Origin of the sequence: Streptococcus oralis (genome assembly GCF_001578705.1) — a bacterium.
Lineage (GTDB): Bacteria > Bacillota > Bacilli > Lactobacillales > Streptococcaceae > Streptococcus > Streptococcus oralis_J.
Genome location: NZ_KQ969037.1, coordinates 114,231 through 137,389, shown reverse-complemented (window position 1 = coordinate 137,389; position 23,159 = coordinate 114,231). Strand labels below are relative to the sequence as shown.

The following is a 23,159-nucleotide window of genomic DNA, read 5'->3' as shown; positions in this document are numbered from 1 at the left end:
GAGCATGATGAGCTGTTGCCTGTGCTAGGTCCATCCTAGTCACGATACCGAGCTTTCCAGCCATCTGTTGTAACTGCATAGCAATGATGGAGGAAATCAAAATAACAAATAAGAGACTATATTTGTAGGAAGCACCACCAACCACACTGGTAATCCAGTTTCCAGGATCCATATAACCAACTGCTACAAGGGCTCCAGGTCCTAAAAATGCTTTTAGATTTTGCCAAAAATGATTGTTATTGGGAGTTTCAATAGATTGGTTGATCTCAGAAAGAGAGACTTTTTTGTAAGAAGACATCGGAATTTTACACTTTCTAATCTGTCTTTACCTATTTTCTTAATGGAATTTTTGAAAATATCATGAAAATAGTTTTCTATTTCCAATTTATTCTTATTATATCACACTTTAGAATGATTCTTAAGGAAAGAATGATAGTTAAAATAAGCAATATCTGTATTGCAAAAGCCAGCGTTTTCTGACGCTGGCTTTTTAACTGTGAAAATTCTTTCTCAACTAGATTGCTTCTGTGACAAAGCTACGGCTTTCCAGCACTTTGAGCATGGCATTAGCTGTGTCTAGGGCTGTAAAGAGGGGCACACCGTGTTCAATGGCTGAACGACGGATTTGCTCACCATCTTCGTCAGCAGTTCGTTTGGTTCCGACAGTATTGATGATCGCTTGGATTTTCCCTTTGCGAACAAAGCTTGGGATATCCTGTTCATCGTCACCAATCTTACCAACAGGTTGGGCATGCAGTCCATGACTAGCAAAGAAGGCTGCTGTCCCTTCTGTCGCGAGGATACCGTAGCCAATATTTTGGAAACGACGAGCCAAGTCCAAAGCTTCTTCTTTGGCATCATCTGCGATGGTAAAGACTACATTTCCAAAGGTTGGCAAGTGTAGGTAAGAAGCTTCAAACGCTTTATAAAGAGCTTTTTCGAGAGTTGTATCAGAACCCATAACTTCACCTGTTGACTTCATTTCAGGACCAAGCAAGCTATCTACTTTCGCTAGTTTCGTAAAGGAGAAGACTGGTGCCTTGATATGAACGCGAGTGCTTTCTGGATAAAGTCCATCTTGGTAGCCAAGTTCTTCAAGACTTTGACCAAGAATGAGCTTAGTCGCTACCTGAGCCATAGGAATATTGGTTACCTTAGAAAGGAATGGAACCGTACGGCTAGCACGCGGATTGACCTCAATAACGTAGACTTTTTCATCCTTGATGACAAACTGAATGTTCATCATCCCAAGACAGTTGAGGCCGATTGCTAGGCGTTTAGTATAGTCTGCGATGGTTTCCTGCACCTTTTGAGATAAGGTTTGTGGTGGGTAAACAGCCATTGAGTCACCTGAGTGGACACCAGCACGTTCGATATGCTCCATAATACCAGGGATGAGAACATTTTGTCCATCTGAGATAGCATCAACTTCACACTCTTGCCCAATGATGTAAGAATCAACAAGGACTGGGTGGTCTGGACTGGCCTTAACAGCGGTACGCATGTAAGAACGAAGGTCTTCTTCATTTTCAACGATTTCCATAGCACGTCCACCCAAGACATAAGATGGACGAACGAGGACTGGGAAACCAATCTTGCGAGCAGCAAGCACAGCTTCTTCTTCATTAGTTGCTGTTTGTCCTGGTGGCTGTGGAATATCCAAGTCTTTCAGAGCTTGCTCAAAGAGGTCACGGTCTTCGGCACGGTCTAGGTCAGCAACTTGTGTACCAAGAATGGTCACACCTGCTTTTGCCAATGGCTCTGCAAGGTTAATAGCTGTTTGACCACCGAACTGCACGATAACGCCTTTTGGTTGCTCCAAGTCGATAACATTCATGACATCTTCGAATGTCAATGGTTCAAAGTAAAGTTTGTCTGATACCGAGAAGTCGGTTGAAACAGTCTCTGGGTTTGAGTTCATGATGATGGCTTCATAACCAGCAGCCTGAATCGCCTTAACAGAGTGAACTGTTGCGTAGTCAAACTCAACCCCTTGTCCGATACGGATCGGACCTGAACCTAGGACTAGGACAGATTCCTTATCAGACTTGATAGACTCATTTTCCCAACCATAGGTTGAATAGAAATATGGAGTCTCTGATTCAAATTCTGCCGCACAGGTATCGACCATCTTGTATACTGGGACAATCTTGTTTTCCAAACGAAGTTGGCGAACTTGGTCAGCTGTCGTTTCCCAGAGTTCAGCAATCTTGCGGTCTGAGAATCCATTGAGTTTGGCTGTTTTCAAGACTTCTAGATCTTGTGGGTGGGCACCCAATTCTTGCTCAATTTCAAAGATGTGCAAGAGTTTATCAAGATAAAAGATATCAATTTTCGTAAGCTCAGCGATTTCTTCTGGCGTGTAACCACGGCGAATAGCTTCTGATACATAGAAGAGACGGTCATCTTGGGCTTTCACAACCTTTTCAATCAAGGCATCATCCGAAACAGATGCTAGTTCAGGCATTTCATTGTGGTGAACCCCAATTTCAAGTGAACGACAGGCTTTTAGAAGAGATTCCTCGATGTTACGACCAATCGCCATGACTTCTCCAGTCGCCTTCATCTGGGTACCCAGACGACGCTCACCTTTTTCAAACTTGTCAAATGGGAAACGTGGAATCTTAGCAACGACGTAGTCGAGAGCTGGCTCAAACATGGCATAGGTTGAACCTGTAACTGGGTTGATGACCTCATCCAAGGTCAAACCGACGGCAATCTTAGCAGCTAATTTAGCAATCGGATAACCCGTCGCCTTAGAAGCAAGGGCTGACGAACGTGATACACGAGGATTTACTTCGATGACATAATACTTAAAGCTGTGTGGATCAAGAGCCAGCTGAACGTTACATCCACCTTCAATTTTGAGGGCACGAATAATGCTCAAGCTCGCGTCACGTAGCATTTGGTTTTCATAGTCTGACATGGTTTGCGCAGGGGCAAATACAATGGAATCCCCTGTGTGAATCCCAACGGGGTCAAAGTTTTCCATGTTACAAACAACAAGGGCATTGTCAGCTGAGTCGCGCATCACTTCGTACTCAATTTCCTTGAAACCTGCAATAGAACGCTCAATCAAACATTGGGTAACAGGTGACAATTTCAAACCATTTTCAGCGATTTCGCGCAATTCTTCCTCGTTGGCACACATACCACCACCAGTACCACCTAGGGTAAAGGCTGGACGGACAATCACTGGGTAGCCAATTGACGCAGCAAAAGCAACAGCTTCTTCTACTGTGTTGACAATTTCAGATTCTGGAATTGGTTGGTTCAGCTCTTCCATCAATTGTTTAAAGAGGTCACGGTCCTCAGCTTGGTCAATGGCAGACAATTTAGTACCCAGAAGTTCGACACCAAGCTCATCTAAGATACCATTTTTAGACAATTCCATGGCCATATTGAGCCCTGTTTGCCCACCAAGAGTTGGAAGCAAAGCATCCGGACGTTCCTTACGGAGAATACGTGTCACAAACTCAAGTGTAATCGGTTCAATATAAACCTTGTCAGCAATCTCCTTATCCGTCATGATGGTTGCAGGATTTGAGTTTACTAAGACAACTTCATAACCTTCCTCTTTCAACGACAAGCAGGCCTGAGTCCCAGCATAGTCAAACTCAGCAGCTTGACCAATAATAATCGGACCAGAACCAATCACCATAATTTTTTGAATATCAGTACGTTTAGGCATAGTTTATGATACAAAGCCTGTCAAGAACAAAGTGAAAATAGGAAACTCGGTGCAGACGCCTTCAGCGTCAAGACGATGTTTATCTTTTTCACACAGTTCTTAGGGCGTGTTCACTTCCGCGAACAATGTATCTTCTCCTTTCTATTCGGCAACTCTCGGGTTGCCATTAAATAAATTCTCCGACGATTTTTTAGAGAAACGATATTTTTCGATAAAAAATCTAGTGCAGGGAGTTTTTAGTTCGCCTGATAGCGACTAAAAGAAACGACCTGCCTTTCTATTCGTCGCCTCACAGAGCGACATTAAATAAATTCTCCGATGATTTTTCAATAATAAATCGAGTGTAAAAATTTTCAGCATCTCATTGCTAAACTAAAAGAAAGGACTTGCCTTTTTATTCGACAAGTCTCTGACAGAGTTTCCTATATCAGCGATTAGCAGATTTAAACGACTCCATCATTTCGATAAATTCATCAAAGAGATAGCTTGCATCGTGCGGTCCTGGAGCTGCATCTGGGTGGAATTGCACAGAGAAACCTGGTTGGTATCTGTGACGCACACCTTCAACTGACTTGTCATTGATTTCTTCATGGGTAATAATCAAATGCTCTGGCAAATCCTCACGGCTAACCGCATAACCATGGTTCTGGCTAGTAAAGTCTACTCGGCCTGTTGCAATTTCACGCACCGCGTGGTTAAATCCACGGTGACCAAACTTCATCTTGTAGGTCTTAGCACCATTTGCCATAGCAAAAAGTTGATGTCCCATACAGATACCAAAGATCGGAATTTTCCCTTGCACACCACGAATCATATCGAGCGCCTGGGGAACATCTTCTGGGTTACCTGGACCGTTTGACAACATGACCCCGTCAGGATGGAGATGGAGAATCTCTTCTGCTGTTGTTGTGTATGGAACAACGGTCACGTTACAGTTACGCTTAGATAGTTCGCGTAAGATGGAGTGTTTGAGACCAAAGTCTACCAATACGACACTCAATCCAACTCCAGGAGCAGGATAAGCTGTCTTAGTAGAGACTTGCTTGATATTATCTGTCGGTAGAACTGTCGCTTGGAGCTGGTCTATGATATGGTCCATCGTATCACCAACATGCGTAAGGGTTGCACGCATGGTACCATGCTTACGGATAATTTTTGTCAAAGCCCGGGTATCAATTCCTGAGATACCTGGGATTTTCTTCGCTTTCAAGAATTCATCCAAGGTCATTTGATTGCGCCAGTTGCTGGCTCTACGCGCTTCTTCAAAAACTACTACTCCCTTACAGGTAGGATTGATAGATTCGTAGTCGTCACGGTTAATTCCATAATTTCCCACCAAAGGGTAGGTAAAGGTTAAGATTTGTCCATTGTAAGACTGGTCTGTTATAGACTCTTGGTAACCAGTCATCCCTGTATTAAAGACGATTTCCCCCGTTACGTCAATATCTGCTCCGAAGGCCTTGCCTTCAAATACTGTACCATCTTCTAATACTAGAAGTCGTTTTTTCATCTACTCACCTCTCGTTGATGCTCTCAGACATCTTTTAACGCTTTGTGCCTTATTTTGCTTTTCTATAGGCCAACACAGATTCTAAAATTGCCATTCTGACAAAGACACCGTTGGTCATTTGCTGAACAATACGTGATTTCGGTGCTTCTACCAAGTGATCAGCGATTTCCACATCACGATTGACTGGAGCTGGGTGCATAAGGATTGCTTTTTCTTTCAAGCGGTCATAGCGTTCTTGTGTCAAACCATGCTGGTTATGATAGTCTTCTTTTGAAAATCCTGTCACAATTTCATGACGTTCATGCTGCACACGAAGAAACATCATAACATCTACTTGATCAATCACCTCATCAATTGATACAAAGCGACCGTAATGTTCAAACTCCTCACTTCTCCATTCTTCAGGACCTGCAAAGTAAAGCTCCGCTCCCAAGCGTTTAAGGATTTGCATATTAGACTTAGCTACCCGTGAGTGGTTGAGGTCGCCGGCGATAGCCACCTTAAGACCTTCAAAATGTCCAAATTCTTCATAAATTGTCATCAAGTCAAGCAAACTTTGGCTAGGGTGTTGCCCTGAACCGTCCCCACCATTGATAATCGAAGTTGTGATGGTCGGGCTAGCAATCAATTCTCTGTAGTAGTCCACCTCTGGGTGACGAATGACACAGGCATCCACTCCTAGTGCAGACAGCGTCAAGATTGTGTCATAGAGTGTTTCACCCTTATTCACTGAACTGGTCTTCACATCGAAATCCAAAAGATCAAGTCCAAGTTTCAGTTCTGCTACCTCAAAGGATTTGTGGGTACGAGTTGAACTTTCAAAGAAAAGGTTGGAAACAATATGCTGTTCCTCATAAGAAGCACTCGCTCCGTTTTTAAATTCGATTCCTCGTTTAATCAATTTCATTACTTGTTCTACAGTAAGGTCTTCCATAGAAACGACATGTTGCAAAGCTTGTTGATTTTCTGACATTTTTTTACTCCTTTTAGTGTTTTAGGCTTGTTCTGTGATTAGTACTCTGTCTTGTCCATCTAGTTCTGTCATCTCTACGATAATTTCTTCAGAACGACTGGTTGGGATGTTTTTTCCAACATAGTCCGGACGGATTGGAAGTTCTCTATGACCACGATCAACCAAGACTGCCAAACTCACACGAGCAGGGCGACCATGGCTAACAATATTGTCAATAGCAGCTCGGATAGTCCGACCAGTGTAGAGTACATCGTCCACCAAGATGACTTCCCGATCTGTCACATCAACAGAGATTACAGAGGTATCTTCTCCACTTTTGACATCGTCACGGAAAGGTTTAGTATCTAGTTCTACCACTGGAACAGCGATATTTTCTAACTGTTCCAAGCGTTCTTGGATACGACGAGCGATAAAAACACCTCGCGTTTTAATACCAGCCAAAACGATTTTATTCAAATCTTTGTTTCGCTCAATAATCTCGTAGGTAATCCGAGTAATCGCTCGTTTGACGGTCAATTCGTCTACAACTTCTTTTGTCCTCATGACAAACCTCCAAAAAGAAAAGTCTCCTTAACAAGGAGACTTCAGAATGTATAGCCAAGCCAGCCCTACTGTAAAGAGTATAGACTTCTGCTATCTATTGATCCGACTCCTTGCCTGCCTCACGGGACAGGTTTAAAGGAATATTTTATTGTTATTACTATATCACAAAGAAAGGAGCAATGCAAGAAAAAAACATAAAATTTTCATCTTATAACGAACTAAAATCATATAATTGGGGATAGTGATCGCATTCTGGATTTTTTGGATGACAGATAGCCCGTCCAAAGTAAATCATGGCTTGATGGGCTGCCAACCATTTCTCTGGTGGCAGAATATCCATGACACGTTTTTCTACTTCAAAGGGCGTAGCTGATTTTTTAACGATATCGTGATGCTTACAGATACGCTCAACATGAGTATCCACTGCAAAGGCTGGAATTCCAAAGCCCACGCTCAAGACGACATTTGCTGTTTTGCGTCCAACACCCGCTAGACTTTCTAATTCCTCGCGAGTCTGAGGGACTTTACCATCAAAATCATCTAGTAGCTGTTGGGCACATTTTTTTAGAAACTTGGCCTTATTTCGATAAAGTCCTAGGCGGGAAATGTGTGAGGCAATTTCACTTTCAGTCGCGACAGACATGGCTTGAGGCGTTGGAAAAGCTGCAAAGAGGGCTGGCGTAGCCTTGTTGACTGCAGCATCTGTTGTCTGAGCTGACAACATCACCGCAACCAGGAGTTCAAAATGATTGGTAAAATCAAGGCTGGGTTTAGCATCTGGAAAGAGGGCAATTATTTCCTCAATGACATGACGGGCACGTTTCTTGGATAAAACCATCTACTCGTCTCCATCAAACAGTCCTTGCAAGCCAGCAAATGGACTGTTTTCTTCTTTCTTGACTGCTTGTTGGGCTTGGTATTCTTCCTCAGTCATGATTTGCCAGTCATTTCCAGACACAAAACCTTGACCAGCTTCTTCTTCTGCTGTTAAGACCTTGATTGGAATATTTAGCAAGATATTATCGGAAACGCTCTCAGCAAGGTCGATTTCCCCATTTTCGATAGGCAAGACCAAGTCATCGTCTAAAACTTCTTGATCCAGTTGGTTGGTTGCTCCTTCCATGAAGACCTCTGTCACTGGATAAGACTCCTCCAACTCAACTGGCTCCATACTGCGGCTGGAAGCAAGAACAATGGTATAAGATAGCTGATAATCTAAGAAATACAGACGGTCTTCGTACTGCACCTTCCCAACAGCAAGTATATCTTTGACATCTAAAATTTCTTGATTCCGTTTACGCAAGTCTGCTGCCAGGTCTAAAGCTTGTTCAAAGTGTAGGCCTTCAGGCTGCTTACGAATTTCTTGAATGTTTAACTTCATATTTCCTCCATAAAGATTTACTCACTTGATTATACCATGAAAAGGCTACAAGTCAGCACTCCAAACTTTGTAATTAAAATTCGAATTTTTTAACATATTTACTATGACATATTTTTGATTAGTGCTATACTATAGGCAAGCAAGGAGGATGCTCATATGGAAGACAAAGCACTCATCACTGAAGCTCACCAACTCCTTTCCGAGTTAAATAAAAGCTACCAAAGTTGCAAACAAGGTACAGCCGATGATTTCCGTCTACAAGAACTGCTGAACAGCACTCTCAAGGAACTTAAAAAAGCGGAAAAGCTTGACAACAGTATCTTAATCGACCTTGAAAAATTTTACCAACGTACCAGTCTTCTGATTGGACTGGGTAGTCTAAAACTGAATGAGCAAACACGCACTGCTTGGCGCAACTATGACAAGTTCCATTACCAGCATGTCAAACACGTGCTGAATCTCTATGGACCTGTTTTCGGATTTTAGAGTTTATAATTTTGGATTTACTATTGACAAAATTTCCTAAAAGGTATAGGATAGAGGTACTAATACTCGGAGGTAAGGGAGACATGAACAACTAATCTATCAAATAAAGAACCTTTATTTAGTAGATCTTGTTTTTGTCTCTTTTTGTGTGCTCTTTTTGTACTGGATTTTCTGGTACTTTATCCTCATTGAAAATCAAAAAACTAGAAAGCTATGCTCCTCTTGGGTTGGGTTAGGCAGCTCCAAGCTAGTTTGACGAGCTTTTCAACTAGGATGATAGAGTTTTTGACAGTGACTTTGGGCTCTACTAGGTAAAGTAGAGCTTTTTGTTATGCACTATGGACATTCTAGAAAGGGCAACAATATGATAAAAATCAATCACCTGACCATCACACAAAACAAAGATCTACGAGATCTTGTTTCTAACCTAACCATGACTATCCAAGACGGGGAAAAGGTTGCTATTATTGGTGAAGAAGGAAACGGCAAATCAACCTTGCTACGAGCTTTAATGGGAGAAGCATTGCCTGATTTCACTATCAAGGGAGACATCCAGTCTGATTGTCAAGCACTGGCCTACATTCCTCAAAAACTAGCTGGTGACCTGAAAAAGAAAACTCTACATGACTACTTCTTTTTGGATTCTGCTGATTTAGACTACAGTATCCTCTACCGCTTGGCTGAGGAGTTGCATTTTGACAGCGACCGTTTTGCTAGTGACCAAGAGATTGGGAGCCTCTCGGGGGGGCGAAGCTTTGAAAATTCAACTCATCCATGAATTAGCCAAACCCTTTGAGATTCTTTTTTTAGATGAACCTTCAAATGATCTGGATCTTGAGACGGTTGATTGGCTAAAAGGTCAGATTCAAAAGCTTAGGCAAACCGTTATTTTCATTTCCCATGATGAAGACTTTCTTTCTCATACGGCAGATACTATTGTCCACTTGCGACTGGTCAAGCACCGGAAAGAAGCAGAAACGCTAGTCGAGCATTTAGACTATGATCGCTATAGTGAGCAGAGAAAAGCTAATTTTGCCAGACAAAGTCAGCAAGCTGCTAACGACCAGAGAGCCTATGACAAAACCATGGAAAAGCATCGTCGCGTCAAGCAAAATGTAGAAACTGCCTTACGTAACACTAAAAATGATGTTGCTGGGCGCCTACTGGCCAAGAAGATGAAAAATGTTCTCTCTCAAGAAAAGCGCTACGAAAAGGCAGCTCAGTCCATGACCCAAAAGCCGCTTGAAGAAGAACAAATCCAACTTTTCTTCTCAGATATACAACCATTACCAGCTTCTAAAGTCTTAATCCGACTGGAAAAGGAAAATTTGTCCATTGGCGACCGAGTTTTAACTCAAGGACTTCAACTAACTATCCGTGGCCAAGATAAAATCGGTATCATCGGGCCTAATGGTATTGGGAAATCGACTCTGCTAGCCAAGTTGCAACAACTGCTCAGCGCCAAAAGAGAAATTTCGCTTGGTTTTATACCACAAGATTACCATAAAAAACTGCAATTGGATTTATCTCCAGTAGCCTATCTCAGCAAAACTGGGGAAAAAGAGGAACTACAGAAAATCCAATCTCACCTAGCTAGTCTCAATTTCAGCTATCCAGAGATGCACCACCAAATCCGCTCCCTATCTGGCGGGCAACAGGGTAAACTCCTACTTTTGGATTTAGTGTTGCGCAAACCAAACTTTCTCCTTCTGGATGAGCCTACACGTAATTTTTCTCCCACTTCTCAACCCGAAATAAGAAAACTCTTTGCCTCTTATCCCGGCGGTCTGATCACTGTTTCGCATGACAGACGCTTCTTAAAAGAGGTCTGTACGAGTATCTATCGTTTGACAGAAAATGGTTTGGAAGTCGTTGATTTACAAGATTTATAAATGTTGAACATAGCAAAAATCCAGAGAAATCTCTCTGGATTTTTTTACATGTGTTTCAAGCGTTCGATCCGTTCTGAGATAGGTGGGTGGGTATAAAAGAGTTTTTGAAGTCCGCCACCTTTCTTGGGATCATTGATATAAAGAGCGCTGCTGGCATCGTCGACATGGTGGTGCATTGGCTCGCTATTATCCAACTTACGCAAGGCATTGATCATCCCTTGAGGATTGCGAGTCAGCTCCACACTGGATGCGTCCGCCAAAAATTCCCTCTGACGTGAAATAGCTAGTTGTACCAAGGTTGCAGCGAGAGGTGCTAGAACAATGGCTAAGAGAGAGATGACAAGCATGATAATCTCTAGACCATTTCCATCACGATCATTATCGCTCCGTCTTCGACCTGCACCACCCCACCACATCATACGACCAGCCATACTAGATAGAAGGGTAATGGCACTAGCGAGCGCTACAGCAATGGTCGAAATGCGAATATCGTAGTTTCGGATATGACTGACTTCATGACCCATAACAGCTTCTAGCTCCTCACGGTTCATGATGGCTAGGAGACCCGAAGTGGCTGCTACTGCGGCATTCTGCGGATTAGAACCTGTTGCAAAGGCATTTAAAGAAGAATCCTCAATGATGAAAACACGTGGCATGGGAATCTGAGCGACCATGGCCATATCTTCTACTACATGGTAGAGGTCTGGTGCTGTTTGCTCATCAACCTCACGCGCCCCATTCATAGACATGACAATCTCTGTCGATTGAAAGATCATGGTCAGAGCGTAGATAAGGCCGATAATCAAGGCAATAATCATGCCGCCAAGACCTGAACGCATAAAGAGATAGCCAACCGCATAACCAACCAAGGCCAAGAGTAGGAAGAAAACCAGCAACAAAATCCAGGTTTTTCGTTTATTGCTCGCAATTTGATCAAACAACATCTTAGTCACCTAAACCGCTAAAGTCAACTTTAGGAACTGCCTTTTCCTCTTCAGGTGTTTGAAGGAAGTCTGCAGCATTAAAGCCAAATAGTCCTGCGATGATGTTACTTGGGAAGCTTTCAAGTTTTACATTGTAGTTGCTGACAACACTGTTGTAGAGTTGGCGGGAGTATGAAATTTTATTTTCTGTATTTGTCAACTCTTCTTGCAATTTGATAAAGTTAGCACTAGCTTTCAAGTCTGGGTAATTCTCTGCTAATGCAAAGATACCAGAAATCTGGCGAGTAAGGGCATCACTGGCCTTCATAGCTTCAGCTGGTGACGTTGCTGCGGCTACTTGTCTACGAAGTTCTGTTACTTTTTCCAAAGTAGAACCTTCATATTTCGCATAGCCTTTGACTGTTTCAATCAAGTTTGGGAGGAGATCATTACGACGCTTCAATTGAACATCGATCTGGCTCCAAGCCTCCTTTGTCTGCATACGATTTTTAACCAAACCGTTATAGCTAACAATCACAAAAATAACAATCAGAGCCAAAACTCCAAGAATAATCCAAGTCATAATCTTATTCCTTTCTGCTTTTAGATTAATACCAGTATATCAAAATTTTAATGAATATGGTAAAATAAGATGATACTAGAGAAGGAAAAAACTATGAAACCAGAAACATTTTACAGCCTACTGGCTGAGCAAAATCTTCCACTTTCTGACCAGCAAAAGAACCAATTTGAACGGTATTTTGAACTCTTGGTCGAGTGGAATGAAAAGATTAATTTAACAGCTATCACAGACAAAGAAGAAGTTTATCTCAAACATTTTTATGATTCGATTGCTCCCATCCTGCAAGGTTTAATTTCAAATGAAACTATCAAACTTCTTGATATCGGAGCTGGGGCAGGATTTCCTAGTCTTCCTATGAAAATCCTCTATCCTCAGCTAGATGTGACCATCATTGATTCGCTAAATAAGCGCATCAACTTCCTTCAGCTTTTGGCTCAGGAGTTGGATTTGGATGGTGTTCACTTCTACCATGGACGCGCTGAAGACTTTGCCCAAGACAAGAACTTCCGTGCTCATTTTGATATGGTGACGGCTCGTGCGGTTGCTCGCATGCAGGTCTTGTCTGAGCTGACCATTCCCTATCTTAAAGTCGGTGGAAAACTATTGGCACTCAAGGCCAGCAATGCTCCTGAGGAATTGCTAGAAGCCAAGAATGCCCTCAACCTCCTCTTTAGTAAGGTAGAGGACAACCTCAGCTATGCCCTGCCAAATGGAGATCCACGCTATATCACAGTCGTCGAAAAGAAAAAGGAGACGCCTAACAAGTACCCAAGAAAGGCTGGCATGCCCAACAAACGCCCTCTTTAATCCTATCAATAGCGCGCCCTTGTTTAAAGTTGAGTAAAAATGATTTACAAAATCATTTCTCGCTCTTACATTTCTAGGCTCGGGAAAAATTCGTTTACAAAACGAATTTTTTCTGCTATACTATCCTAAGCAAAGGTTTTTAATGTCATCCCGTGAGGTGACGAAGACGCAGAAATATATGAAATTCTTTAATGAGATACCCCTCTCTTTAAAGAAGTCTTACTCTAAGAGCCTGTTGCTGTAAAATAATGGGCTCTTTTTTGATGCCCAAAAGTGAGGTTTTTATGAAACAGGAATCAACTGTTGACTTGTTACTAGACGTTGATCAACGTCCTTCAGCTGGTAAAGGCATTCTTCTAAGCTTCCAGCACGTTTTTGCCATGTTTGGTGCAACCATTCTCGTTCCCTTAATTTTGGGAATGCCTGTATCTGTTGCCCTTTTTGCATCAGGCGTTGGTACACTCATCTACATGATATCAACTGGCTTTAAAGTTCCAGTTTATCTCGGATCATCCTTCGCCTTTATCACGGCCATGTCTCTAGCTATGAAAGAGATGGGTGGGGATGTATCGGCCGCTCAAACTGGGGTTATCTTGACTGGTTTGGTCTATGTCCTTGTAGCAGCAAGTGTTCGTTTTGCAGGTACAAAATGGATCGATAAACTCTTACCACCAATCATTATCGGACCTATGATCATCGTTATCGGTCTTGGTCTTGCTAGTTCTGCTGTAACGAATGCTGGACTTGTAGCAGATGGAAATTGGAAAAATGCACTTGTAGCTGTTGTTACGTTCTTGATTGCTGCTTTTATCAATACAAAAGGAAAAGGCTTCCTTCGTATCATTCCTTTCCTCTTTGCCATTATCGGTGGTTATATCTTCGCTATGATACTTGGTTTGGTTGACTTTACACCAGTCCTAGAAGCTAACTGGTTTGAAATCCCTGGTTTCTACTTACCATTTAGTACAGGCGGAGCCTTTAAAGAGTACAACCTCTACTTTGGTCCTGAAACAATCGCTATCTTGCCAATCGCTATCGTAACCATTTCAGAACACATCGGTGACCATACCGTCTTAAGCCAAATCTGTGGCCGTCAGTTCCTGAAAGAACCAGGTCTTCACCGTACACTTCTCGGTGACGGTATTGCAACATCTGTATCTGCTTTCCTCGGTGGACCAGCTAATACGACTTACGGTGAAAATACAGGGGTTATCGGAATGACCCGTATCGCTTCTGTCTCTGTTATCCGTAACGCAGCCTTTATCGCAATTGCACTTAGCTTCCTTGGTAAATTCACTGCCTTGATCTCAACAATCCCAAGTGCTGTACTTGGTGGGATGTCCATCCTTCTCTACGGAGTTATCGCCAGCAACGGTTTGAAAGTCTTGATCAAGGAACGTGTTGACTTCAGTCAAATGCGTAACCTCATCATTGCTAGTGCTATGTTGGTTCTTGGGCTTGGTGGAGCCATCCTCAAAGTAGGACCAGTTACCCTTTCAGGTACTGCCCTATCAGCTATGACAGGTATCATCTTAAACTTGATCTTACCATACGAAAATAAAGACTAGTCATCTATACACACAAAATCCACTCAATTGAGTGGATTTTTCTGATTCTTACCTTCCCCAGGCAATCAGGAGATACATGAGACTAGACCCAAACATGTCTGCCAGAGCATGCATGAGAAAGAACGGGAGGAGATTTTTCACCTTATACTTGTATAAAAAATAATAGAATAAGCCATAAACTACACCAATAACCAGCGCCCATACTAATCCTTGATAAGTGTGAAAAGAAATCCGAATAATGGTAGAATAAAACAAAACCCTCCACTTGTGCTTTTCTTTCACTGAGGTCAACAACCCTAGAAAGAAAAACTCTTCATAGAAGCCATTTAGCAAGGCATAGGCAATTGCTATCGGACTAAGCACTAGGAATTTCCGTATAACTTCCATGGGATCTATGTGGGCAAAAAGGGCTGGATTAAAGTAATTGTATTCACCAGTTAGTGTCGTCACCAAGTCTCCAAACAATCCCACAATGGCAAATATAAATGGAACCCAAAAGAGAAGGGACCAGGTCCAACGAATAGGAAGTTGTTTGAAATCATAATTCCGAATCAAAAGGTAAAGCAAGGTCAAGGTCAGAAATATCACTTGCAGAGTGAAGTTGCTCGAATAGGCCGCTCCTTCGCCGACAGTATCACTTGCCGTATTCATTGTAGTTGACAAACCTGTCGGAAACATACTTGCTAAAAAGAGCTCCGTTGACCGAATGGTAAACAGGCCAAACATTAGAACTGTGATAATCAAAATGTCAAACCATCTCAAGTAGCGCAGGGGCTTAGTTGGGTGAATGCTTTGTAAAATCTTCATATCTCCTCCTTCTAGCAGTTAAAGATTGGTTTATTGTAAGAAAAGAAACTTAAAATTTTATAAAATTCCACTCCTATTCCTTATCCGTAATCAATATTTCGATAGGATATTCAAACCAACCACTTTTTACGAGTAACTAGTTTCTCATTCAATCTTCCGTTTGTTTTCTAGCAGCAAATCTTTCAAAGAAATGATGGTTACCGCAAGTAAAATCATAGCCATACCGACAAAATCAATCGCGTAGAATTGCTCCTTCATAATCAGAAAAGCAAAGAAAACAGCTGAGATGGGCTCTATGGAAGCCAATAAACTGGACTTAACAGGTCCTATCAGACTAGCTCCCTTTAGAAAAGCTGTGTAGGCAAATACTGTGCCAATAATGATAATGCCAACAAATGCAAAAAGAAAATCCAAGCTGGTCGGTATACTGGCCTGCAAAACCCCTGTAAAGGGAATAGCCCCTACACCAGAAATAACCATTCCAACACCAATCACCAAAATACTGCCCCATTTCTTAATCAAAGTGATAGGAAGAATGATATAAAGGGCATAGGTCAAGGCAGAAAAGAGTCCCCAGAAAAGACCAGCAGGTGTGACAGACAACTGGTCAAGTTCCCCATGCGTCGCGATAAGAAAAGTTCCTCCAATTGCTAAAACAATCGAAACAATCTCAGCCAGAGTTGGTGCCACCCTGTCCTTGATACAAGTATAAACCAAGATCCCAACGGGGCATACATACTGGAGAACTGTCGCCGTTCCAGCATTGGTTTCTTGAATGGCAGAAAGATAGGCAAACTGGTTTAAGAAAAGTCCAAACAAGGCAAATAACAGCAGAGATAAGAGACTTTTTCTGTCTTTTAAAAAAGATAGGAGTTTATTCTTTGCGGTCACGTAGGATAAGAACACTAGTGTCAAGCCTGCAATGATAAGTCGCAAATTGGTCAAGACTAGAGCGGAAATCCCGTGTGCCATCAGGTATTGACCACTGGTTCCAGACAAGCCCCAAGCAATGCCTGCAACTACTGTGAATAGCGTTCCTTTTACGTTTTTTGACATGCTTTCCCCCCTACTCTTCCCTACGAATCATATCCATGACTTGGTTTCGATCGATTATCCACTGGGCACGCTCATCCTTCTCATACGTTCGATTGGATAAAAAGATAGCGGCTTCCTGTTTCTCTCGATTCCACATGATGAAGGTACCTGTATAGCCCGTATGGTCGAGCCAGGTTCCCTCCAGATTCCAAGCTAGCGAACGCTCTTTATCATCTAAGGGAGAGTAATTCCGGCTCAAGTCTGCAGCAAAATCATCTTTCAAGTAATGCTCCAGAAAAATTTTTAAATCATTGATAGTTGAAAACAAACCTGCACTTCCAGCGTGTTTGCCCAAAAGACGAGCTTTGGGATCGTGGATGTTTCCGACTTCCACTCCTCTCACTGTTGGTACAGCAAACTCAACGGGGCCAAACATCGTTTCCTTCATCCCCCATGGTTCCAAAACTTGTTCTTCTATAATCTGATCCAAGTCTTGTTCAAAGATTTTTTCCAAAAGAAAGCCTAAGAGTAAAAAGTGAACATCCGAATATAGAAAAGTAGGCTGACTACGTCTATTCAGGTGAAACATGGCCTCTCTTAATGCCTCAGCGCTTAACTGATCTCTGTTAGGAATAAAAGGATCTAGATCTGTTGCGTGGGTCAAGAGTTGACGAATAGTGATATCTGGGTAATCACACTCAGGCAGAAAATCTGTCACTGGTCGGTCAATATTTAATTTACCTTGTTGCCACAAGAAGGTAAAGACTGTTCCCACTCCCACAACCTTACTCACACTAGCTAGGTCATAGACCAGTCCCAACTCTGTTTTTAAGCCCCGTTCTGGATCACTCAAGCCCAGATAAGACTCTTTCCATTCACCATCCTTAAAATACGCAAAAGAGGCCCCGGGATAGACCCCTGCCTCAATTTGATCTTCTATTTTTCTTAGAATTTTTTCCCACTTCATGCTTCTTCAAACCACAATTCGATATTATTGGTATCTTTACCAAGGAAGAATTTTTCAGACTTGGGAACAAAATAGCCTATCTTTTCGAATTTATGACGAAGACTAGTTAAATCAAAATTCTTTACTAAAAATTTCAGCATAGACAAGTCCCAGGTAACATTGTTTTCAACAGTCAAATCTGGACCTTCCCCTTTGGTAAAGCTAATTGTCTTGGCTACTACTTCGGGATCAAGTATACTCTCCGTCCCCTCAGGAAAACGCAACTCCATAGAAATCTCAAATTGACTCAAGTATTTTATACTTTTATTTGAAGAAAATTCAGGAACAGTTTCCAGTGGAACCAAATCTCTTATATCATTTTCCGCATGAACAAGAATCACATCCTGTTCAGGAGAAACAATCTCAAAAGCATAACCACGGCTTCCTTTAAATAGGCGAGGAAGAGACTCCATCTGTGAAAGAAGATCCTCAATTTCAGAAGGATTCTTAACTTTTACCAAGAGTCTAGCTAGTTTCTTAAGCCCTTCAACTCTCCGAGTTCGCATACTGGGAGCCTCTTCGAGAATCAACCTCTCAACACCTGTTTGGTCACCAAGTGAAAGGAAAGCAGATTCTTCTAATAAGGGCTTCATCCCAAGAGTTTCAATGTAAAATTTTTCATTTAATTTTCGGTTATTGACCTTCAAAGTCGGAATAATTTGTATCATTTGATTTGCATTCATAGCTTCCTCCAACTCTTTTATTTTAAAGGATTTTAGGATTTTTTACAAGCTATTCCACTTAAATTCTAGAATTTTTTACAAAAATTTCCGATAAAAAAACTGGGGTTCCCCAGTTTCATTTTATTATAGGTAAAGTAGTTTAAAGACTGCTACTGCTGCAATACCAGCTGCGATTGGTGCTACAACTGGAACCCATGCATACCACCATTTTGAATCACCCTTGTGTTGACCAAGAACTGATTTTGGAAGGAGTTCGTGAAGAAGACGTGGTCCGAAGTCACGAGCCGGGTTCAAACCAGGTCCAGTAGGTCCACCAAGTGAAGTTACCAAAGCCATCACTAGGAAACCAAGTGCCAAGTGAGCAACTGAAAGTCCAGCAGCTGTGTGTGGTGCTACTTGAGCTTTTACTGCCAATTCACCTAAGTCAACAGTTTGACCAGCTTGAGTAGCCATTTGTTTCATGTATTGAAGAACCTCAGCACCGAAGAAGTTTTTAGTCAAACCAAGCGCTGCAAAGAAAAGAACAAATGAACCTACAAACTCATTTAGGAAGCCGTTAACCGTTGCTGCGAAACGTGATTCTTTTGTACCGTGGTCGATGCTTGAAATCGTTGAGAAGGTACCCAAGATATTATTTGGGTTTTCTGTTTTCAAGTAGTATGGACGGTGAGTCGCTACAACCAAAGCTTGACCAAAAATTGCCCCCAAAACTTGCGCAAGGATGTAAAACGGTACTTGATCCCAAGAGAAAAGCCCGCTAACAGCAAGTCCAAGAGTGAAAGCTGGGTTGATGTGGTTACCAGAAACGTTACCGAACATCAAGGCTGGGATCATAACCCCCATACCATAACCAACAGCGATAACGAGCCAGCCACTTTGGTGACCTTTCGTACCTTTAAGTTCAACGTTGGCAACTGCACCATTTCCAAGAATGATCAAAATAGCAGTTCCCAAAAATTCAGTGGCATATTTAATAGCCCATGCAAAATCCATTTGATAGATTCTCCTTAATTTTTTTTAGACAATCCTTATTCTATCAATTTTTAGGCCTTTTAGCAACCGATTTTCTAAAAGAATCTATGGAAAACGCTTTATTTAACGTATCTTTAAGAAAAGGACAAAAGAAGTCAAACTCCTTTCATCCTATTCCTTACTCTTGACGTTGACCAAAGTCTGCAATCATCTGCTCCATCTCTTGACGGCTTGGAGTTGTCAGCATATAAAGGTAATCCCCTTGTAGCTCTGCAAAGGCTACTGGCATGATTTTTTTGACCTTGAATTGCTGGCTGTATTTGGCAAGAAGGTCCTCTTCTGAATAAACATAGTTGGCATTGGCACGACGTGATGTAGCTAAACAGTATTGAGGTTCAAATTCTGATGCTGGGAACTCTTCTCCTGCGACAATCGCCGCATAACCTCGGTAGAGATCAAAAGAGTGGGCATAATTGTAAACATCAATGGTAAAGCCACCTGCAGGACGATTGTTGTACTCAATGGCGATATAGTCATCTCCCTCACGGAAGAATTCGATATGGAAAAAGCGTTCTCTCATTCCAAATTCCTTGACTATGGCCTCACCATACTTACGCAATTTTGGATCCATATCCTTGAGCACATAGTAGGAATTGTCCATCTTATAAATCATGAGATCAAGTGGTGTGTGGGCGTAGTCAAAAGTCGTTGAAAAGACAATCTTGCCGTCCTTGTCCACTAACCCATCAAAGGTACAGATTTCGCTAGAAGTGACAAATTTTTCAAAGAAATAAACGGTTTTATGGTCCCATTCAGCCTTGAAGTGATTTACATCTTCTTCTGTTTCAAGTTTAAAGGTTGCGGCCGCTCCCACTCCATTATCAGGTTTGGCAATCATTGGTAGACCGATTTCTTTCACTGCTTTATCCACATCTGCTTCCGTCTGGATAACAGCACCAGGTACCACAGGTACACCTGCTTTCTGGAAGAGTTTCTTCATCTCAGACTTAAACTTGGTTTTTTTAAGATCTTCGGGTTTGGCACCAAAGACATTGAATTGTTCTCTAAGTGCTGCGTCTAGCTCAAGCCAGTATTCATTGTGGGACTCGATGCGGTCGATTGGACCATGCTTGTAGAAAAGAAAGGCAACTGCACGTTTGACTTCGTCTATGTTCTCAAGATTGTCCACACGGAAATACTCGGTCAAGCTATTGCGCAAAGGTTCATCTAGTTGTTCGTAAGGCTCCTGACCAATTCCCAAGACTGTGATGCCTTTATTAGCTAACTCGATTGTAAACTGTTGGAAGTTTTGCGGATAGTAGGGAGAAATAACAAGATAATTCATAGGCAACTCCTTTTATAGATACAGGTGTCCAAGAAAATAGGGCATTTGTTTACGCCACCATTCCCAGTCGTGGGCGACATCGTGTCCCCATTCAGCAAACCAGGCTGGAATTTGTTTCTGGTCAAAGGCTTCTTTGAGCTTGTAGAAAGATGGTAGACCGTCTTGTTCCCAAGCACCAAGGCCCGTACAAACGACGATTTCTGCCTGACGGTAACGGTCGATAAACCATCCATCGTTTTGATTCCAGATATAATCTACTGGCGAGTTTTGGTAAATAGCATCGTCATTGTAGTAATCGCCAACGAAGAAACGTGCGTCGTAAACGCCGCTGAGAGCAATCACCTTGGTAAAGACATCTGGATGCTGGAGGAAGAAATTGAGTGCATGGTAGGCCCCCATCGAGCAACCTGTCGTCATCATGCCATCAAACCAACCTGTCTTATGCTTGATAAAAGGAATGGCTTCCTCAATCACATAGCGTTCGTAGGCACGATGCATCTCTGCTTGGTCGTGACCATTTTTCCAAGTAGCCAACCAGCTCTCACTGTCCACACTGGATAGAGTGAAGAACTGGACACGCCCTTCCTCGATAAAGGAAGCACAGGCATCAATCATGCCAAAATCATAGTATTCATTGTGACTGCCACCAGATGAAGCAAAAACAACAACTGGAATCCCAGCATGTCCATAACGGTTGAGGTACATTTCACGATTAAGATTGCCACTCCAGTGGCTGAGGTTTTCAATATGCATTGGCTTTCTCCTTTCTTAACTTACCATTTCTCTGCAAAAAATCGGAGACAGTCTGGTAAATTTTCCGACCATGGAATCTCACTATGGATGGCACCAGACTGAACTTTCAAGACAAGATTATCCAAGCCTACTCCACCTGCAATCAAATCATGGTAATAGCGAAGCGATGAGTCGATATAAGCTTGCTTGATATTGCCAGCCATCAAGGTCTTGTCCGTATCGTCTGCTTCTTCTGTTCCTACATAAATGAAAATGCGCTGATCAGACGACAATTTCTTACGCTCGATGTAGCGGTTAAAGGCTTCTTGGTGGAGCCAGTTAGCAGATGAAAATACACCTAGGCAACCAATTCGATCTTGGTATTCCAGTCCGATAAACTGAGTAATATTGCCTCCTAGTGACGAACCAATCATAGCAGTATGCTGGCGATCAGCTTTGGTACGATAGGTTTCATCGATAAAAGGCTTGACCACCTCCATGACAAACTCGGCATACTCCACACCCTTACCACCAAACTGCTGCCCTGGAATAGGAGATTCTTGAAACTTCCAAGCCGCATACTCATTCATCCGTCCCATACCATCATTATCAATAGCAACGACAATCATGCGACTGATATCAGGATTCCGCTTAATGGCTGGAATAATTTTCCAAGAGTGTCCAATATAGGATTCCTTGCTGTAAAAGACATTTTGCCCGTCATGAAAATAAACAACAGGGTAAAAACGGTCTGTGTCTTTCTCGTAATCCTTAGGCAGAAGAACACGCACACGACGCTCTTTTCCTGTATAAGGAACCTTGAGTTTGTGTTCTTTCATTTTTAAGTAAAAGTAGGAATGATTCATTGTCAGAAAACTCTCTATATTCAAAATTTTATCTCATTATACCATAAAAATAGAAAAAAAGTCAGTAAATGTCCATTTTAAGGATAAATAACTAACTTTTTTCATTTAATATTCTAAATTCTTCTGGTTTTTCTGATTAGAGGAGATTATCAATCAAGTTATCGACTTCATCTTTTTCAGCTTGAGGTGTGATCTTAGTAATCATAATCCCTGCTACTGCTCGCTCAACCAAACCTTCGACATCCATCCGTTTTTCATACTGCTCAGCATTTTCTATCTTAGGATTGGTCTTAGGACGGTCAGGCGCAAAAATAGTACAGCAGTCCTCAAAAGGCTGAATAGAAATTTCAAAGGTATCAATTTCCTGAGCGATATCAATGATTTCCAACTTGTCCATAGTAACTACAGGACGAATGATAGGAGTGTTGGTCACAGCGTTGATAGTCTGCATGCTTTCCAAAGTTTGGCTCGCTACTTGACCAAGACTTTCCCCATTGATGATAACTAAACCATTTCGTACCTCACGGATACGGTCGGTAATGCGCATCATAAAGCGACGAGTTAGAGTCATCAAATAAGCTTCTGGTGCCTTGGCCTTGATTTCCTCTTGAATCTCAGTAAAAGGCACTTCGATAAATTGGATATTGCCACCAAACTTGGTCAATTTACGGGTCAAATCTTGGGCTTTTTTGAGAGCGCCAGGGCTCGTGTATGGTGGGCTAGCAAAGTGAACCGCCTCGATATCTACTCCACGTTTAAGGGCTAGATAACCTGCTACAGGCGAGTCAATCCCTCCTGACAACATGAGCATACCCTTACCAGAAGTACCCACAGGCAAACCACCTGCTCCACGAATGGTTTCATAAGAAAGATAAGCAGCTTCCTCACGAATCTCCACCTGAAGAGTGATATCAGGATTTTTCATTTGAGCTTGGACATTTGGAATAGCTTCGAATACAGCTCCACCAAGTGTTTGGTTGAGTTCACGACTGTCGAGTTCAAAGTTGTGGTCGCTACGCTTACTAGAAATCTTAAAGGTCATGCCTTCCTTGTAGATGTCCTGCATAATCTCTTGGACAGCAGCCTTAAGCGTCGCAACAGATTTTTCGACCTTATAAACGGGAGAAAAGTTTTGAATCCCGAAGACTTGTTTAAGTGATTCTGCCACTGCTGTGTAGTCAGCTCCATTGAGGTAAGCGTGAGCACGGTCGCGATCAGCGATTACCTTAACTTGGGGATAGATGGACAAGACGTCCGAAATGTTATTGCGAAGTTTATTGATGAAACGCATGCGGTTTTTGCCCTTGGTTGACAACTCTCCGTAGCGAATCATAATTTCTGAATACTGCATGAATG

The 23,159-nt window shown here is 42.2% G+C and carries 21 protein-coding genes and 1 pseudogene; 4 read left to right on the top strand and 18 right to left on the bottom strand.

Going from position 1 to position 23,159, the window contains the following annotated elements:
- The 7 genes from SORDD05_RS10200 to SORDD05_RS00590 form a co-directional block, all read right to left on the bottom strand.
- On the bottom strand, positions 1-298 hold a 298-nt coding region (locus SORDD05_RS10200), incomplete at its 3' end, for a divalent metal cation transporter (RefSeq protein WP_231077307.1).
- Positions 299-514: 216 nt separating this feature from the next.
- Positions 515-3,691 (bottom strand): carbamoyl-phosphate synthase large subunit, encoded by a 3,177-nt coding sequence (gene carB, locus SORDD05_RS00615; protein WP_061416557.1) that lies wholly within the window; start codon positions 3,689-3,691, stop codon positions 515-517.
- Positions 3,692-4,118: 427 nt separating this feature from the next.
- A complete protein-coding gene (locus tag SORDD05_RS00610) occupies positions 4,119-5,201 on the bottom strand; it encodes a carbamoyl phosphate synthase small subunit (protein WP_061416555.1) in 1,083 nt (360 codons plus the stop codon).
- Positions 5,202-5,250: 49 nt separating this feature from the next.
- Positions 5,251-6,174 (bottom strand): aspartate carbamoyltransferase catalytic subunit, encoded by a 924-nt coding sequence (locus SORDD05_RS00605; protein WP_001293859.1) that lies wholly within the window; start codon positions 6,172-6,174, stop codon positions 5,251-5,253.
- Positions 6,175-6,195: 21 nt separating this feature from the next.
- Positions 6,196-6,717: a bifunctional pyr operon transcriptional regulator/uracil phosphoribosyltransferase PyrR gene (gene pyrR / locus SORDD05_RS00600; RefSeq protein WP_061416553.1), complete on the bottom strand. Its 522-nt coding sequence runs from the start codon at positions 6,715-6,717 to the stop codon at positions 6,196-6,198.
- A gap of 208 nt (positions 6,718-6,925) precedes the next feature.
- On the bottom strand, positions 6,926-7,555 hold the full coding sequence (gene nth, locus SORDD05_RS00595; protein ID WP_061416551.1) for an endonuclease III: 630 nt from the start codon (positions 7,553-7,555) through the stop codon (positions 6,926-6,928).
- The gene (locus tag SORDD05_RS00590; protein ID WP_061416549.1) at positions 7,556-8,098 is read right to left on the bottom strand and encodes a YceD family protein; all 543 of its coding nucleotides are present in this window, start codon (positions 8,096-8,098) and stop codon (positions 7,556-7,558) included.
- A gap of 156 nt (positions 8,099-8,254) precedes the next feature.
- Between SORDD05_RS00590 and SORDD05_RS00585 the strand changes: the two genes are divergently transcribed.
- Both SORDD05_RS00585 and SORDD05_RS00580 read left to right on the top strand, forming a co-directional pair.
- A complete protein-coding gene (locus SORDD05_RS00585) occupies positions 8,255-8,584 on the top strand; it encodes a hypothetical protein (RefSeq protein ID WP_061416547.1) in 330 nt (109 codons plus the stop codon).
- Between the two features lie 331 nt (positions 8,585-8,915).
- Positions 8,916-10,476: pseudogene (locus SORDD05_RS00580) on the top strand (ATP-binding cassette domain-containing protein).
- A 44-nt stretch (positions 10,477-10,520) separates the two neighbouring features.
- On the opposite strand, the gene htpX reads toward SORDD05_RS00580, so the two are convergent.
- Both htpX and SORDD05_RS00570 read right to left on the bottom strand, forming a co-directional pair.
- Positions 10,521-11,420 carry a zinc metalloprotease HtpX gene (gene htpX, locus SORDD05_RS00575; protein WP_061416545.1) on the bottom strand — a complete coding sequence of 300 codons (900 nt, stop codon included), beginning with the start codon at positions 11,418-11,420 and terminating at the stop codon, positions 10,521-10,523.
- 1 nt (position 11,421) lies between these two features.
- Entirely contained in the window at positions 11,422-11,982 is a 561-nt protein-coding gene (locus SORDD05_RS00570; protein ID WP_061416543.1) for a LemA family protein, read from the bottom strand.
- Between the two features lie 93 nt (positions 11,983-12,075).
- Here SORDD05_RS00570 and rsmG point away from each other — a divergent pair, with 93 nt between their 5' ends.
- Entirely contained in the window at positions 12,076-12,789 is a 714-nt protein-coding gene (gene rsmG, locus SORDD05_RS00565; protein WP_061416541.1) for a 16S rRNA (guanine(527)-N(7))-methyltransferase RsmG, read from the top strand.
- 284 nt (positions 12,790-13,073) lie between these two features.
- Positions 13,074-14,357, top strand: a complete 1,284-nt coding sequence (locus SORDD05_RS00560) for a uracil-xanthine permease family protein (protein WP_061417770.1) — start codon at positions 13,074-13,076, stop codon at positions 14,355-14,357.
- Between the two features lie 48 nt (positions 14,358-14,405).
- Here the strand turns inward: SORDD05_RS00560 and SORDD05_RS00555 are convergent, their stop codons facing one another.
- The 9 genes from SORDD05_RS00555 to thiI form a co-directional block, all read right to left on the bottom strand.
- A complete protein-coding gene (locus SORDD05_RS00555) occupies positions 14,406-15,164 on the bottom strand; it encodes a CPBP family intramembrane glutamic endopeptidase (protein ID WP_061416539.1) in 759 nt (252 codons plus the stop codon).
- A gap of 144 nt (positions 15,165-15,308) precedes the next feature.
- Entirely contained in the window at positions 15,309-16,220 is a 912-nt protein-coding gene (locus SORDD05_RS00550) for a DMT family transporter (RefSeq protein WP_061416537.1), read from the bottom strand.
- Between the two features lie 10 nt (positions 16,221-16,230).
- Positions 16,231-17,166, bottom strand: coding sequence for a serine hydrolase domain-containing protein (locus SORDD05_RS00545; RefSeq protein ID WP_061416535.1), 936 nt, complete (start codon positions 17,164-17,166; stop codon positions 16,231-16,233).
- Positions 17,163-17,888, bottom strand: coding sequence for a CppA N-terminal domain-containing protein (locus SORDD05_RS00540; RefSeq protein WP_061416533.1), 726 nt, complete (start codon positions 17,886-17,888; stop codon positions 17,163-17,165). Before SORDD05_RS00540 ends, SORDD05_RS00545 begins: the two co-directional genes overlap by 4 nt.
- Positions 17,889-18,011: 123 nt before the next feature.
- Entirely contained in the window at positions 18,012-18,881 is an 870-nt protein-coding gene (gla, locus tag SORDD05_RS00535; protein WP_061416531.1) for an aquaglyceroporin Gla, read from the bottom strand.
- A 157-nt stretch (positions 18,882-19,038) separates the two neighbouring features.
- Positions 19,039-20,205 (bottom strand): ATP-grasp domain-containing protein, encoded by a 1,167-nt coding sequence (locus SORDD05_RS00530; protein ID WP_061416529.1) that lies wholly within the window; start codon positions 20,203-20,205, stop codon positions 19,039-19,041.
- 12 nt (positions 20,206-20,217) lie between these two features.
- The gene (locus SORDD05_RS00525; RefSeq protein ID WP_000546816.1) at positions 20,218-20,958 is read right to left on the bottom strand and encodes an esterase family protein; all 741 of its coding nucleotides are present in this window, start codon (positions 20,956-20,958) and stop codon (positions 20,218-20,220) included.
- Positions 20,959-20,978: 20 nt separating this feature from the next.
- On the bottom strand, positions 20,979-21,803 hold the full coding sequence (locus SORDD05_RS00520; RefSeq protein ID WP_061416527.1) for an alpha/beta hydrolase: 825 nt from the start codon (positions 21,801-21,803) through the stop codon (positions 20,979-20,981).
- Between the two features lie 136 nt (positions 21,804-21,939).
- Positions 21,940-23,154, bottom strand: coding sequence for a tRNA uracil 4-sulfurtransferase ThiI (gene thiI, locus SORDD05_RS00515; RefSeq protein ID WP_061416524.1), 1,215 nt, complete (start codon positions 23,152-23,154; stop codon positions 21,940-21,942).
- Positions 23,155-23,159 lie beyond the last annotated feature (5 nt).